This window comes from Akkermansia sp. NBRC 115031 (genome assembly GCF_030268505.1).
Taxonomy (GTDB): Bacteria; Verrucomicrobiota; Verrucomicrobiia; order Verrucomicrobiales; family Akkermansiaceae; genus Akkermansia; species Akkermansia massiliensis.
Map to the genome: position 1 here is coordinate 270,550 of NZ_BSQU01000002.1, position 15,241 is coordinate 285,790.

Consider the following 15,241-nt stretch of genomic DNA (forward strand, 5'->3'; position numbering starts at 1 on the left):
GTCTGTAGTGAAGAGGTAATGTTGTGAAAGTAAGTTGGTTATAGATTGCTTTTCCGGCTTTGGGTTGCCAGGCTTTCCTGGAAGGAGTTGACTTCCTCCAGCAAGGAGGAAAAACGTTCCGTAACCTCGTTGTCCACCTGGCTGCGGCGGATGTCCAGCGCGGCTACCGTCTGGCGCGTCTGTTCCACGCACAGGGCCATGCGGGCGGCCATGGTGCAGTAGTCCGCAGCGTTTTCCTTCTCCTGGAGCAGGCAGGAGAGAATGCGCGGGGTGATGTAGCGGATGCAGTAAAAAATCTGGTTCAGGGGTTCCAGCGGTTCCGTCCGGTTCCTCTGGGATTTGTTGATCTCCCGGCTGAACTGGCGCTGGCACAGGTCCGTCAGCTCCATGACCTGCTGGAAGAGGGGGTGGAACATGCAGGACTGCACTTCCTGGGCCTCCTGTTCGTTGAGGATGTCAAAGAGGCTGAGCATGCCGGTGCTTTTGCAGGAACACGGAGTGCCCGTTTCCTCCGACTGGGCGATGTTGTCAAGCACGTCGTCCCAGCCCATCACAAAGGCCAGGCGGATGTCTCCGGTGGGGTTCAGCCTGTATTTCTGGAACACTTCCTGGTAGGCGATGGCGATGGCTTCCGCCTCCCGCAGGCGCTTGTCCCAGTGGTGGTCGGGCAGGTTGCCGTCCTCCTGGGTGTTGGCATAGGTTTTGGACCATTCCTTCACCTGGGTGCGCAGCATCTGCTGGTTCGCCATGATCTGAACCTGTTCCTCGCAGGAATCCATGATCCATTCGGGGAGGGAGACCTTGATGGAAAAGGCCGTGCTTTCCAGCAGCACCATGTCGTGGTGGCTGGTGAACCATTCCAGGTACAGGGAGTTTTCCATGGTTTTCTTCCCCTTGACGGGCATGCGGCGGCTGGCCGTCATGTCCCCCGCCACGCCCCGGATGTTTTCCGGGAGCTGGGTAAGTTCCGCAGGGAGCATCTGGGGGGAGGGGTTCCTGAAATCGACCAGGCATCCGGCCAGATCCTGGAGGCAGTCCCCCTGCAGGGTGATATTCACCGGATGGGGCATCCCCATAAGCTGCAGCGCAAGCTTGACGGTTCCGCGTTCACGGTTGTCCAGCGTGCCGTAGTGGACGTAGTCTGTAATTCTGAAAATCATATGGGGAAGTGGGGGATAGAGGGGGGGTAGGGAGAGGTCAATGTTGAATCAGCAGGAGGCTGTTACCTGGGGCAGTTCCGCATTTTTCTTTTCCACGGCATCCATGTTGACAAGCAGTTCCGCAATGGAATCCCAGCGGCCCCGGCTCAGGGCTTCACGGGCTTCCGCCGGCATCCGGATGGGGAAGGAACCTTCCTTCCAGGAGGCTGTCATGTTCAGGAGGTCGATCGTCACTTCCGTTTCCGGATGATCGGAAATGTACCGGGTCAGTGCGGCAATGTCATCCGCGGACGCGCACACGCAAGGGAGGCCGATGCCGGTGCTGTTGCCGAAGAAGATTTCCGCAAAGGATTCCGCGATGACGGCTTTGATGCCGGAGCGTTTGATGGTTTGCGGAGCGTGTTCGCGGGAGGAACCGCAGCCGAAGTTGGAGCCGCCCAGGATGATGGAAGCCCCCTTGAAGCGGGGATCGTCCACCGGATGGGATTTGGACTGTCCGTTTTCGTCAAAGCGTTCGTCCCAGAACATGACTCCCGCCAGCTCGTCAAACGTGATGCACTTGAGGAAGCGGGAGGGGATGATGCGGTCCGTGTCCATGTCCGGTCCGGGAACAGGAACGCAGGTGCCGGTGATGGAGGTGAATTTGGTCAGAGACATAAAGGAAAAAGTTGGAAAGTTAATTCAGGGAAAACACGTCGCGCGCGTCGGAGACCTTCCCGGTCAGGGCGGCGGCGGCCACCATGGCGGGGCTCATCAGCAGGGTGCGCCCGGTGGGGCTTCCCTGGCGGCCCTTGAAGTTCCGGTTGGAGGAACTGGCGCAGAGCTGGTCCCCCTGGAGCTTGTCCGGATTCATGGCCAGGCACATGGAGCAGCCCGCCAGGCGCCATTCAAAGCCGGCTTCACGGAAAATGTCCGCGATGCCTTCCTCTTCACACTGCCTGGCAGTCATCTGGGAGCCGGGAACGGCCAGGGCCCGGATGCCGGGAGCCACATGGCGCCCCTTGATAAGGGCGGCTACTTCCCGGAAATCCGAGATGCGGCCATTGGTGCAGGAGCCTACGAAGCACACCTGCACCGGCAGTCCCTTGAGGGGCATGTCCGCGGGGAATTTCATGTATTCCAGCGCCTCATTGATCATCTTCCGTTCGTCGTCGTTCCTGGCGGAGGAGGGGTTGGGCGTGCTGCCGCTGATGCCCGTGTTCTGGTCCGGGGAAATGCCCCATGTCAGCGTCGGTTCAATGGCGGCTCCGTCAATCTCCACGATCTCGTCGTACTCCGCGTCCGCATCGGAAGCGAAGCTCAACCAGCGTTCCACGGCCTTGTCCCAGTCCGCGTCGGTGGGGGCGAACAGACGGCCCTTGATGTATTCCACCGTGGTCTGGTCGGGGTTCACGTAGCCGCAGCGGGCCGCGCCTTCAATGGACATGTTGCAGAGGGTCATGCGTTCGTCCATGCTCATGGCGTCTATTACGTTGCCGCCGTATTCATAGGCGAAGCCCAGGCCGCCCTTGGCGCCCAGAAGGCCGATGATGTGCAGGGCCACATCCTTGGCGCGCACGCCGGGGGCCAGTTTCCCGTTCACGTTGATGCGGCGCACCTTGAGCGGGCTGAGGGCCATGGTCTGCGTAGCCAGCACGTCGCGCACCTGCGTGGTGCCGATGCCCATGGCAATGGAGCCGAACGCGCCGTGCGTAGCCGTGTGGGAGTCCCCGCACACGATGGTCATGCCCGGCTGGGTGATGCCGAGTTCCGGGCCTACCATGTGCACGATGCCCTGGAGGCCGGTGGGGAGGTCGAAAAAGCGGATGCCGTTTTCCGCGCAGTTCCGGCGCAGTTCCTTGATCATGGCGTCAGCCGTGGCGTCCGCGAACGGTTCCGCCTGGTTGTCCGTGGGGATGATGTGGTCCACGGTGGCAAAGGTGCGTTCCGGGTGACGCACGGTTAGGCCCAGGTCCCGGACCATTCCGAAGGCCTGCGGAGAGGTGACTTCATGCAGCAGATGTGTAGCGATGAACATTTGCGTTCTTCCGTCCGGCAGGATGCCGACGGAATGAGCGTCCCAGATTTTTTGGAAAAGTGTTTTCCCCATAACTGGTATAAGCATCCGTCCGTTCGGGAACCGCGTCAAGATGCAAGGACGTATTGCTGACACGGTCTGTGTCTTACAGGAAGTGTTTTTTTGAACATTTCCCCTGCATTCATGGTCTGAAATGGCCGCTTCCCAGCCTTTGGCGCATTTCCGTCTTCAAGGGAAGAAGGATTTTTCATGCTCCCCGGCACACTCTGCACCTTCTGAATTCCGGTGGAATTTTTCCTTCCACAGTGTTGCAAAAACGTTTCCGAACCGGTTCAGCAGGTCGTCCTTCTGCCCGGATTCCGGCATTTCCTGTTCCAGGCAGGTCATCTGCACGCCCTGGATGCCGCACGGAGTGATTGCCTGGAAGGGGGGCAGGGATTCGCGGGTCACGTTGAAGGCGAAGCCGTGCATGGCGATCCATTTTTTCACCCCTACGCCGATGGAGGCTATTTTGCGGTCCTCCACCCATACGCCCACCAAACCTTCCCGGATGCGGGCCTGTACGCCGAATTTGGCGCAAGCTTCAATCAAGGCGTTTTCCAGGGCGGTGACGTAGTTGTGCAGGTCCCTGCCGCAGCGGTTCAAATCCGTGATGGGGTACCCTACGAGCTGGCCGGGGCCGTGGTAGGTGGCCTGCCCGCCACGGTTGATTTCATGAACGGGGAAGGGGAGCGCGGAACCGGGGTGCAGGCTGGCGTGGTCGCGCGTGCGCCCGATGGTATAAACCCCGGCATGTTCCAGCAGAAGCAGGTCATCTTCCCGTTCCGGGTCTTCCTGATGGGCCCGGACCAGTTGTTCCTGAAGTTCCAGGGTTTCCTGATAGTCTGCCAGGCCGGGAATGCGGATGATGTTCATGCTGCGGAGGGGCAACCCCCGGTAAGTGCGGGGCTTAACGCGTTCTGCGCACCTGCTGGCCCAGGGCGGTGCGGTACTGGCGCACGGCGGCGGCCAGGGAGGAGGCCATGAAGTTCTGGTAGCGCTCCGTGGAGATGAGCAGAGCTTCCTGCGGGTTGGACATGAATCCGCCTTCCACCAGAATGGCTGGGTGCTTGATGGTGCACAGCACGGAATAGCGGGCGCGCTTGATGCCCCGGTCAACCATGGAGATGCCTTCCTTGATGGCGAGCGGCCCTTTCAGCATGTGCCCCTGCACGGCTGTAGCCAGGGCGATGTTCATGCTGTCTTGGGAGTTGCCCTGGAGGGCGTCCTGGCGGATGTTGCGGGACATGGAGGAGGAAGTGCCCGCAGGGGCCAGCGTGAAGGTTTCCACCCCGCGGGCGGAGGGGCCGCCGTCATTGAAGTGGATGCTGATGAAGATGGCGTTGCTGTGCCTGTTGGCGATGCGGACGCGGTCCTGGAGGGTAATGAAGTTGTCCGTGTCACGGGTCATCACCACCTGGTAGCCCATGCCCTTGAGACGGTCCCGCAGTTTTTTGGCGACGGAGAGGTTGATGTCCGCCTCCCTGCTGATGCGGTTGCGCGTGCCGCTGTCATGGCCGCCGTGGCCGGGGTCAATGACTACCGTATTGAAGCTGCGGCGGTTGGCGATGTAAGTGGGGCGCAGGACCGGGTCAATGATTTTGTGCAGGTCCATGTTGGAGACCATCAGCCCCTTGGACGGATGGTCCGCCACGGGATAGGAAAGCACGAACTTCATGTTGTTCATGAACATGTCCTGGCTGTGCGCCTGCATGCGTATCTGGATCTTTTCCGGCACTTCGTAAACTTTCTGCCGTCCTTCCGTGCGTTCCCGTGTCAGTTTGTAATGGGTGCGCACCTCGGACATCGGAATGTACTGCACGCCGTTGATGGTTTCCGGGTTCCATCCGAAGGCCGTGGACAGCGTCAGCAGAAACATGCCCAAAACGCCGAGCACGGCTGCAAATGATGTGCGAGAGGTCGGATACATAGGACGATATCGCGTCCAGACTAACGGATTTTTCATGACGCACAAGAGAAAAGTTTCCGTGAAAGATTCTTTTGCGCCTGCCTCCGGAAAGGGAAAAGGCGGCTCCCGGAAGGGGGAGCCGCCTTGAATGAGTGGGAACAGGGAAGGAGCCGGATTATTTGGCCGCCTTCTCGTCCATCTTGGCCTTGACCAGTTCTTCGATTTCCTTGTACAGGTCAGGGTTGGACTTGAGGGCTTCCTTCGCGGCGTCCCTGCCCTGGGCGATCTGGCTGCCGTTATAGCTGATCCAGGAGCCGCGCTTCTGGATGATGTCATACTCCATCGCCAGGTCCAGCAGGCTTCCCACGGAGGAGATGCCTTCATTGTACATGATGTCGAACTCGCATTCCGTGAAGGGGGGCGCCACCTTGTTCTTGACCACCTTGATCTTGGTGCGGTTTCCGGCTACGGAGCCGTCGCTGGCCTTGATCTGGCCGATGCGGCGGATGTCCACGCGCACGGAAGCGTAGAATTTCAGGGCGCGTCCGCCGGGAGTGGTTTCCGGGTTGCCGAACATGACGCCGATTTTTTCACGGATCTGGTTGGTGAAGACGCAGACGGTGCGGGCCTTGGAGATGAAGCTGGTGAGCTTGCGGAGGGCGGCGGACATCAGGCGCGCCTGGGCGCCCACCGTGGAGTCTCCTATTTCGCCTTCCAGCTCCTGCTTGGTGACCAGCGCGGCCACGGAGTCCACCACGATGACGTCAATGGAATTGGAACGCACCAGGGCTTCGCAGATTTGCAGGGCTTCTTCCCCGGAGCTCGGCTGGGAGACCAGCAGGTCGTCCAGGTTGACGCCCAGGCGGGCGGCGTACTGCGGGTCCAGGGCGTGTTCCACGTCAATGAACGCGGCCAGGCCGCCGGCTTTCTGGGCCTGGGCGATGGCCGTCAGGGTCAGGGTGGTTTTACCGGAGGATTCCGGCCCGTAGATTTCCACGATGCGGCCGCGGGCGAAGCCGCCCACGCCCAGCGCGCGGTCAATGAGAAGATTGCCGGTGGGGATGACGTCCACTTCCATCTTGACGTTGTCTCCAAGGCGCATGATGGCGTTTTCTCCGAAGTCTTTCTGGATTTGGGAGAGGGCCAGGTCAAGGTTGCGCTTGCGGGCCGCTGCCAGTTTTTCCGCTTCGGGTGATAAAGGTGTTTCGTTGCTCATAATATCGTGGAAAGTATAGCTTGCGCGGCGTTATTGGCAAGTGTTCAATAGGTCTTCACGATCTCATTTCCCGTTGAGAAAGAATAGAATTCTGACATGGGGGAAAACCTGTGAAAACCAGGTGTTTCGCTCGGGAGGAATTGAGGAAAATATGGGAGAACGTTCCCGGGAGAAGGCCGGGAACGGGGAAAAACCGCTTCCGGGAGGGGACGCCGGCACGGCGTCATTCCTCAATCGGTTCCGCAAGGGGGATGTCCTCGTAGGAATCGTCGAAAATGACGGGGATATTGTGCTCCGGAATCAGGTTGATGGCGCTGATTTTCCGGTGCGTCTGGCGTGCGTGCCGGAGAGCGCGGGACAGTTTTTCCACCTGGTGCTCCAGGCCGTAATGGCTGAAGGTGGCCTGGCAGTCGTTGGAGAAGCGCACGCAGAAGGACCAGTCGTTGGGCGTGGTGATGGAGACGATGCTGGGCAGGTATTCCGTCACCGTGCCGGAGAGCAGCTCAATCAGCTTCATGGGCGCTTCCAGCTCCCGGATGCCGACTCCGTAGCTGAGCTGGCCGGAGCTGGGCGGCCTGAGCGTGACGGAGGGCATGTGCCTGCCCTGGATGTAGGGCATGTGGACCTGCTCCATACAGGGGAAAATGACGCCCTCCTTGTCCGCCAGAACGCCGTATTTGGCGTCTCCCGGGTGGACGCCCAGTTCCGGGCAGTCAATCCATGCCACGGGGATGCGCGCGTCAATGTCCACCAGCAGCGTGGGATTGGAGGATATCTGGCGCTTGACGGCCGCCCGGCGGATGGCCGGGCATTTTTCCAGCCGCTGTTCCAGTTCCGCGGCATCCATGGAAAAGATGTTGTCCTTCGGGCCTATCCCCATGACGGCGAAAGCCTGCTCGGAGTTGAAAATGCCGTTGCTTTTCAACGTGACGGTGTCGATGGAGAGCCAGTCGTACTTGAGGATGTAATCCGTCCAGAGGAAGACGATGGCCCCGATAAGGCCGAAGATGAGCGTGTAAACGGTGACGATGTGGTATAGCTTGCGCCGGAAGAGCCAGAAACGGTAGTTCCTGCCCTTGCGCTCAATGGTTTCTTTTCTGGCCTCCCGTTCCAGCAGGAGCATTTCCGGCCTTTTGGCGGAGCGGGGGACTGGCGTTGTGGCTTTGTGCGACATCGGGGGGTGTGGGATGGGCGACTCCCCGCCCTCTGTCAAATATTACGCTATTTCCGGGGGGTGGCTAGCGATAATTCCGCTATTTTTTCGCAAAGGGCCTCGTAGGACCAGCCGGCGGCAGCAGCCGCCTTGGGGAGCAGGCTGGAGGGGGTCATGCCGGGAATGGTGTTAATTTCCAGCACGAAGGGGGAGTCGTCTACCTCGCGCAGCAGCACGTCCACGCGGCCGTACACCTCCACGCCGGCGGCGCGGTAGGCCTTCAGGGCGGCCTCCTGCACCTTGGCGGCGGTTTCTTCCGGAAGGTCCGCCGGGCAGATGTAATCCGTGCCTCCGCCCATGTTCATCCACGGGTACTTGTTGCTCAGGTCATAGAAGCCGGAGCGGGGGCAGATGTGGATGACCGGGAGGGCTTCCCCGTCCAGAACGCCCACCGTAAGTTCACGGCCTTGAATGAATTCCTCCACCAGCACGGTGGTGCCGTGGGTAACGGCTTCCTCCATGGCGGGGAGCACGTCTTCCTGCTTGTGGACGATGTGGACGCCCACGCTGGAGCCCTCGCAGGGGGGCTTGATGACGAAGGGAAGGGGAAGGGACGGCATCACGATGCCGCCGGAGCAGTCCAGGATTTCCGCGCGGGGGGTGGGAACCCCGGCTTCCAGAAACACCTTCTTGGATTCGGACTTGTCAAAGCACAGGGCGCTGGAACGGGAACCGGCTCCCGTATACGGAACGCCGCGTTCCTCCAGAATGGCTTGAAGGGCTCCGTCCTCGCCGAAGGTGCCGTGAATGATGTTGTAGGCCAGTTCCGTGCCTTCCGGCAGCCGGAAGTCCGGACCATGTACGTCCACCTCCGTTACGTCGGTAAACCCGGCCTGGCGCAGGGCGCCGTAAACGGACTTTCCGGAGACGAGGGATACTTCCCGTTCCGCTCCGGGGCCGCCAAGGAGAAGGGCAATCTTGAGGTCGCGCTTGAGAGTGCTCATGTTGAAATAAAATAATGAATGGGTTAAAACTGGGGTTCCCGGTCTCCGATGACCTGGGCTTCCGATTTCAGGTCAATGCCGCGGTTTTCCATGGCTTCCTTCCGGATCATGTCAATCAGGATGGTGATGTCCCGCGCCCTGGCATGGCCGCGGTTGATGATGAAATTGGCGTGCACGTCTGACACGCAGGCATCCCCCACGCAGGCGTTTTTCAGGCCCAGCTCGTCAATGAGCCTGCCCGCCGGGATTTCCTCCGGGTTCTTGAAGATGCAGCCTGCGCTGGCTCCTACGGGCTGGGAAAGCTTGCGCTTGGCCCTGGCCGCCGCCAGGAGCCGTTCCATTTCCTCCGCCGGGGCGGGCTGCGCTTCAAACACGGCCTGAAGCACAAAATTATGGGCCAGGTCCGGGATGGAGCGGTACTGGGCGTTCAGTTCCTCCTTTGTGTGACTGCGGATTTCCCCGTCTTCATCCAGGCAGACGACGGAGACGAGGTTTTTAATCATGTCCATGCCCATGGCCCCGGCGTTCATGCGGAGGCTTCCTCCCACATTGCCTGGAATGCCGTCCATCCATTCCAGGCCGCCCAGGCCGTTCTGGACGGCGGTGGAAACCAGCTTTTTCAGCCGCACTCCCGCGCCGGCGGAAAGGCGGTTCCCCTGAATTTCCAGGACGTCGAATTCGCCTCCGGAGGGGTGGATGACGGCGCCGCGCAGGCCGCCGTCCCTGACGATGATGTTGGAGCCGCGGCCAATGACGTGCACGGGAATGTTCCTGTCCCTGCAATAATTGACGGCCGTCTGCATGCCGGAGAAGGTGGAGGGCTCCAGCCAGTACTGGGCGCAGCCTCCCACCCTCATGGTGGTGTGGCGTGACATGGGTTCGTACAGCTTGCCTTCCAGGGATTCGCCCGCGGTGCGTTCCAGATCCTCCAGCAGAGCCAGGTCGCGCGCGATGCGCATGCCGCATTCGTGGACGTTTCCGGCCCCCAGCGTCAGGAACAGGTCTCCGGGTTTCAGCGCGTTGCCGATGGCGTGGTGGGCCGTGCCCAGGTCGGGAAGGTAATGGGTTTCCACCGGGCCGTGCCTGTGCATGGCGTCGATGATGGTCTGGCCGCTCACTCCTTCAATGGGCAGTTCGCTGGCGGGGTAAACGTCCGCCACAAAGACGAGGTCCGCCGCCTGGAGCACCTTGCCGAAGTCGTCCGCCAGCATCTGGGTGCGCGTGTAGCGGTGCGGCTGGAAGTAAACCACCAGGCGGTTCGGGTGGAGGGAGCGGGCGGTCTGGAGCGTGGCGGCTATCTCCGTGGGATGGTGGCCGTAATCGTCCACAATCCGGATGGTGGGGGAAAGGTATTTGGTCTCAAAGCGGCGCTTGGCCCCGGCGAAGGAAGCCAGGCCGCGCGTTATCGCCGGGAAGTCCACGCCCAGTTCCGTTGCCAGCGCAATGGCCGCCAGGGAATTCAGCACGTTGTGGCGTCCGGGAATGCCCAGCTCCACGCGGCCCAGTTCCTCTTCCCCTTTCAGGACGGTGAACAGGGTGCGGCCGCGGCGTTCCAGGATGTCCGTGGCGGTGTAATCCGCACCAGACCAGCCGTAGGAAACGGAATTGGGATAGCCGGCGCATACGTCCGCTGCGCCGGCATGGGCGCGGCAGTAAATGATCATGCCCCGCGTCTGGGAGCAAAGCTGGTCAAACACGGCCTTGATTTCATCCAGGTCCTTGTAATGGTCCAGGTGTTCCGGCTCAATGTTGAGGACGATGCTGTGCTCCGGGATGTAGTTCACCAGCGTGCCGTCGCTCTCGTCCCCTTCCGCCACCAGGTATTCGCTGTCCTCGTTCCAGTGGGCGTTGGTGCCCAGCACGGGGATTTCCGCCCCTACATAGTGGCACGGGCGCATGCGGCCTTCCCGCATCAGGTGAGCGCAAAGGGCCGAGGTGGTGGTTTTGCCATGCGTGCCGGAGACCACGACGCCCTTCTTCCCGTTCAGGATGGCCGCCAGGCATTCCGCGCGGCGCATGCAGGGAATGTTCAGTTTGCGCGCGGCGGAAAGGGCCGGATTGTCCTCCCGGATGGCGCTGGAATAAATGACGATTTCCGCGTCGGAGACGGCGTCCGCTGAATGCGGGCAGGAAAAAGAAAGCCCCAGGCTCTGGAGCCGTTCGGTTTCCGTGCTGGTCACCCGGTCGCAGCCGCTCACCCGGTGCCCCATTTCCATCAGCATGAGCGCCAGGCCGGACATGCCGGACCCGGCCACCCCGATGAGGTGGAGACGTGCCGGATGTTCCCTGTCCATCAGGCGTTTGCGTAAAGTCTCAATCATGGATGGCTGCATGGTCCGTGTTTTCAATGACATTGGCGATGCGGGATACTGCATCAGGCGTATCCAGACGTAAAGCACATTCATTCATGGAGGCCAGCAGGGAGGAATCCTTGAAGACTTCATTCAGAAAAGCCGCAATATCGTCCGGCGTAAGGGTGTTTTCACGCATCATGCGCGCCGCGCCGTGGGCCGCGAAGACGCGCGCGTTGTGCGCCTGGTGGTCGTCCGCGGCGAAGGGGTAGGGAACCAGCAGGGCGGCCTTCCCCATATGGGCCAGCTCCGTCAGGCTGGACGCCCCGGAGCGGGAAATGACCACGTCCGCCGCGGCGTACGCAGTCGCCATGGCGGAACAGAATTCAATGACGTGCACATGGGGCATGTCCGCCGTCAGCTGGCTGACGCGCGTGAAGTCAGCAGAGCCCGTGATGATGAGAAAATCGCACAAGTCCGCGCATTGCCGGGCCGCTTCAATGATCAGTGAATTCAGGTTCCTGGCGCCCTGGGAGCCGCCCATCACCAGGGCCACGCGGCGGTCCCGGGGCAGGTGGAGCTCCGCCCTGGATTCATTCCTGTCCTTCCTGGCCACCATTTCCTGGCGCACCGGGGTGCCGGTGACAATGCATTTGGCGGGGTTAAAGTAATGTCTGGCTTCCTCAATGCCCAGCAGCACGTTCGTGCAGCATTTGGCGGTCATGCGGTTGGCCTTTCCGGGCAGGGCGTTGGAATCGTGCACGTAGGTGCGGATGCCCTTGCGGTGGGCGGCGTAAACGGGGGGGAAGGAAGTAAAGCCGCCCATGCCGATGACGACGTCCGCATTCACCTCGTCCAGAAGGCTGCGGCTGAAACGGATGGCCTTGTACAGCCTGAGCCCGAAGCCCAGCAGGGACATGGACGGGATTTTGGGCATAGCGATGGCCTCAATGGTGCGGAAATTGAGATCGCCGTAATTCTTGCTGGCCTGCGCATCCACCTTCTTCTGGGAAATGAGGAGGGTGACGTTGTGGCCGCGCTTTTTAAGTTCCTGGGCTACGGCTATGCCGGGGAAAAGGTGCCCCCCCGTGCCGCCGCAGGCAATCACGATGTTCAGGGTGGGACGCGAGGGAGAGGGTTCAGTCATAATCTTACGTCAATGGAGCGTTCGTCTTTGCGGGTGATTTCACAGTTGGGCTGTGCACCGGTGGAAAATCTCTGAATGCTGGTGAGCATGCCCAGGGCGGCCAGCGTGAAGACCAGGTTGGTGCCCCCGAAGCTGATGAAGGGCAGCGGTAGCCCGGAGTTGGGCACGGCGTTGGTCACCACGGCAATGTTCAGGATGGCGGGGCAGAAGATGATGGCGACGATCCCCACGGCCAGGAACCGGCCGTAGGCGTCCCGGCACTGCATGGCTACGCCGATGCCCGCATAGGTCATCAGGAAATAGCAGAGCAGGACGAACATGGTTCCGTAAAAGCCGAACTCCTCCCCAAGCGGGGCGAAGATGAAGTCCGTATGGGCGAAGGGAAGCGTGCCGTGCTTTTCCGCGCTGTTGCCCAGGCCCACCCCGTCCAGGCCGCCGCGGGACAGGGCGATGGAGGCGCGGTACTGCTGGAGCCCCGCGCCCAGGCGGTGGGCGTCCAGGTCCTTCCAGGCCAGGAAGCGTTCCAGGCGGTTGGCGTTGCTCTGCACCAGAACGTACAGGGCCGCTCCGGCGAGCGCTAGGGCGCCGCCCAGGTAAATCTTGCGCGTGCCGGCCACGAACATCACGCAGAACGCGGCCAGGGCCAGCGCTACGGAGGTGCCCATGTCCTTTTCAAAAAGAATCAGCGCCAGCGGAATGCCGAAGATGACGCCGGGCATCACGAACCCCCACCAGAAGGAGGTAGTGCGGTCCCGGTACAGGGCCAGCCAGTTGGCCAGCGCCATCATCATGCAGAGCTTGGCGCATTCACTGGGCTGGAACTGCATGCCGATGGTGATCCAGCGGCGTTCCCCGTTGATCTCCTTCCCGATGCCCGGCACGTAGCACAGCACCAGCAGGAAGCAGGCGAACCCCAGAATCCACCAGATATACTTCCTCCATATCCGGTAATCTATCCGGGAGAGGATCATGGCCCCCACCAGCCCCGCGCAGGCAAAGGCGGTCTGCTTGAACAGGGGCTCGTACGGGTGCTTGGTTTCTTCCGCCCAGGCCGCCGTGCTGGATACCATCACCAGGCCCACGACCAGAAGGCAGATGACGAAAAACCAGACCAGAATCATGCAGACTTTGGAAGACATGGCGGCAGGGGCGGGAAGAGAAAGAACTTACTTCTTGGGAATCATGATCTTTTGACCGATCTTGAGGCGTGCTACGTCCCGGTCGTTCATCTTGTTGAATTTCTGGAGGGAGCGCCAGTTCATCTTGTACTTGCGGGCGATTACGGAGAGGGTCTCACCCTTCTTCACGATATGCGCCACGCCGTCCGGTTCCGTTTCCGCGGCGGCGGTTTTTTCCGGCGCCATCTTGTCGCCGGGGCGTGCCGGAATGACGAGCGTGCTTCCGCTGACAAGGCGCTGCACCCTGGGATTGACGGCTTTCAGGTCATTGACGGCCACCTGGTTGTCACGGGCGATCCGTTCCCACGTATCCCCCGTGCGCACGATGTGGCGCGCAGGACCTGCCACCGGAGCGGCATCCGGAATGTGTTCCTGCACGGCGGGAACCGGCTGCCTGTTCGGGCGCGCGTCCACCACCTGTTCCGGCTGCGTGATGGTGACCGGAGCCGCGGGAGCGGCCTGGGGAGCCTGGGGCAGAACCGCCGGGGGAGCCGCAGGAACGGGCGTCTGGGAAACGGTGGGCGGCGCGGGAAGGGCGGTTGCCATTTCCACGGTCTCCGTCGTATTCCTGAACCAGGTGCTGCGGACATAGACGCCGCCGATAACAAGAAGATGGAGAAGAAGGAGGACGACGAGCCAGCGCACGACGGTGCTGCTGGGAGCGTCATCTTCAAATTCGGAGACGCGTGCGCGGTATCTGCTGAGCTTGGCACGGAGCACGGTGCCCATTTTGCGTTTCGGACGGGTGCGTCCGGTCGGATTGTGATCGGGGGTCTTGGTCGTTTTCATGATGGTGGGTTTCTGGTGGGTTGTCAGGAAAGGGGGGAGAGGGCGTTCACCGCGTCCCGGAAGGCCTGGCCGCGCTGGACGTAGCCGGTGAACATGTCAAAGGAGGAGGTGCCGGGGGAGAACAGGACGGTGTCTCCCGTCCTGGCGCGGGCGCGGGCCTTGGCCACGCAGTCCGCCACGTCCGCTGCTTTTTCCGTGGGAACCACGGGGGAAAAGGCGTCCTGGAGCTGGTCCGCAATCTGGCCGAAGACGACGCACGCGCGCACCTTTTCCTTCAGCATGGGCCGCAGGGGCAGGTAATCCAGTCCCTTGTCCTTGCCTCCGGCAATCAGGATGACCGGGGAATTCTGGGATTTCAGCGCCGCTTCCAGCGCGTGCAGGTTCGTGGCCTTGGAATCGTTCAGCCACAGCACGCCGTCCAGCGTGCGGACGGTCTCGCAGCGGTGGCCGGGGGGAGTGAACTCCTTCAATACTTCCGCAGCCGTTTCCGCGGGAATGCCCAGGTGGCGGCAGGCCAGCACGGCGGCCATGGCGTTTTCCGCGTTGTGGCGCTGGTTCAGGGTGGTATCCGCCAGGTTCAGCAGGGGCTTGTCTCCCTCCATGACCTGCGGTTCCCGGTAATAAAGGTCCGCCGCCGGATCTTCCGAACTGAAGGTGCGGACGGGGGCTTTCAGGTGCGGGAGCCTTTCCCCGGCGCGCACGACGGCCAGGTCTTCTTCCGTCTGGTTGTCGAAGATGTGCAGCTTGGCGTGGTAGTAATCCTCCACGGACTTGTAGCGGTCCATGTGGTCCGGCGCAAAATTGAGCCATACGGCCACGTCCGGGTGGAAATCGCGGATAGTTTCCAATTGGAAGGAGCTGACCTCCAGCGCCAGCACGTCCGGCACGGAATCCCGGAGCAGGATTTCCGCCATCGGGACGCCGTAATTGCCGCAGGCGATGGCCGCCTTTCCGGCGCGAAGCAGGATTTTTTCCACCAGGGACGTGGTGGTGGTTTTTCCGTTGGTGCCGGTGATGGCGATGATGCGGCCATGGTAGAAGCGGCAGGCCAGCTCCATTTCACCGATGGTTTCCACGCCTTCCCGCCCGAAGGCCCTGACAAAGGGGCTGTCCGTCTCAATGCCGGGGGAGATGACCACCAGGTCCGCGCGGAAGGCCCTCCCGTCTTCCTCCGTGGCGGCGGCGTGTAGCGGAATGTCTTCCGGCCAGTTGCCGATGGAGGGGGAGGCGTCAAACACGCGCACCCGGGCGCCATGCTTCATGGCGAGGCGCGCCGCGGCGCGTCCGCTTCTTCCCGCTCCCAGAACGGCTATGTTGAGATTGTTGAGCTGCATGTTC

13 protein-coding genes are annotated in these 15,241 nt (G+C 61.5%); all 13 read right to left on the reverse strand.

Features of this window, described 5'->3' with window-relative positions; genetic code table 11:
• Window positions 1-38: 38 nt before the first annotated feature.
• The 13 genes from QSJ36_RS03875 to murD all read right to left on the reverse strand — a co-directional run bounded on the left by QSJ36_RS03875 (window position 39) and on the right by murD (window position 15,237).
• Complete coding sequence (locus tag QSJ36_RS03875; protein WP_285467071.1) at window positions 39-1,160, reverse strand: hypothetical protein; 1,122 nt, start codon at window positions 1,158-1,160, stop codon at window positions 39-41.
• A 48-nt stretch (window positions 1,161-1,208) separates the two neighbouring features.
• A complete protein-coding gene (gene leuD, locus QSJ36_RS03880) occupies window positions 1,209-1,817 on the reverse strand; it encodes a 3-isopropylmalate dehydratase small subunit (protein ID WP_022397722.1) in 609 nt (202 codons plus the stop codon).
• A gap of 19 nt (window positions 1,818-1,836) precedes the next feature.
• Window positions 1,837-3,249, reverse strand: coding sequence for a 3-isopropylmalate dehydratase large subunit (leuC, locus tag QSJ36_RS03885; RefSeq protein ID WP_102728951.1), 1,413 nt, complete (start codon window positions 3,247-3,249; stop codon window positions 1,837-1,839).
• A gap of 156 nt (window positions 3,250-3,405) precedes the next feature.
• Window positions 3,406-4,092 (reverse strand): lipoyl(octanoyl) transferase LipB, encoded by a 687-nt coding sequence (gene lipB / locus QSJ36_RS03890; protein WP_285467073.1) that lies wholly within the window; start codon window positions 4,090-4,092, stop codon window positions 3,406-3,408.
• Window positions 4,093-4,126: 34 nt separating this feature from the next.
• Window positions 4,127-5,095, reverse strand: a complete 969-nt coding sequence (locus tag QSJ36_RS03895) for an N-acetylmuramoyl-L-alanine amidase (protein WP_180970925.1) — start codon at window positions 5,093-5,095, stop codon at window positions 4,127-4,129.
• Between the two features lie 205 nt (window positions 5,096-5,300).
• The gene (gene recA, locus QSJ36_RS03900) at window positions 5,301-6,341 is read right to left on the reverse strand and encodes a recombinase RecA (protein WP_022397718.1); all 1,041 of its coding nucleotides are present in this window, start codon (window positions 6,339-6,341) and stop codon (window positions 5,301-5,303) included.
• 223 nt (window positions 6,342-6,564) lie between these two features.
• Entirely contained in the window at window positions 6,565-7,515 is a 951-nt protein-coding gene (locus tag QSJ36_RS03905; RefSeq protein ID WP_253232095.1) for an FtsQ-type POTRA domain-containing protein, read from the reverse strand.
• A gap of 47 nt (window positions 7,516-7,562) precedes the next feature.
• Entirely contained in the window at window positions 7,563-8,498 is a 936-nt protein-coding gene (locus tag QSJ36_RS03910; protein WP_022397716.1) for a D-alanine--D-alanine ligase, read from the reverse strand.
• A 23-nt stretch (window positions 8,499-8,521) separates the two neighbouring features.
• Window positions 8,522-10,819 (reverse strand): UDP-N-acetylmuramate--L-alanine ligase, encoded by a 2,298-nt coding sequence (gene murC / locus QSJ36_RS03915; RefSeq protein ID WP_285467078.1) that lies wholly within the window; start codon window positions 10,817-10,819, stop codon window positions 8,522-8,524.
• Window positions 10,812-11,936, reverse strand: coding sequence for an undecaprenyldiphospho-muramoylpentapeptide beta-N-acetylglucosaminyltransferase (gene murG, locus QSJ36_RS03920; RefSeq protein ID WP_285467079.1), 1,125 nt, complete (start codon window positions 11,934-11,936; stop codon window positions 10,812-10,814). The genes murC and murG overlap by 8 nt, the downstream gene beginning before the upstream one ends.
• Window positions 11,933-13,075 (reverse strand): putative peptidoglycan glycosyltransferase FtsW, encoded by a 1,143-nt coding sequence (locus tag QSJ36_RS03925; RefSeq protein WP_022397713.1) that lies wholly within the window; start codon window positions 13,073-13,075, stop codon window positions 11,933-11,935. The genes murG and QSJ36_RS03925 overlap by 4 nt, the downstream gene beginning before the upstream one ends.
• 27 nt (window positions 13,076-13,102) lie before the next feature.
• On the reverse strand, window positions 13,103-13,903 hold the full coding sequence (locus QSJ36_RS03930) for a LysM peptidoglycan-binding domain-containing protein (RefSeq protein WP_102728957.1): 801 nt from the start codon (window positions 13,901-13,903) through the stop codon (window positions 13,103-13,105).
• 23 nt (window positions 13,904-13,926) lie between these two features.
• Window positions 13,927-15,237 carry a UDP-N-acetylmuramoyl-L-alanine--D-glutamate ligase gene (murD, locus tag QSJ36_RS03935; RefSeq protein ID WP_285467082.1) on the reverse strand — a complete coding sequence of 437 codons (1,311 nt, stop codon included), beginning with the start codon at window positions 15,235-15,237 and terminating at the stop codon, window positions 13,927-13,929.
• Window positions 15,238-15,241 lie beyond the last annotated feature (4 nt).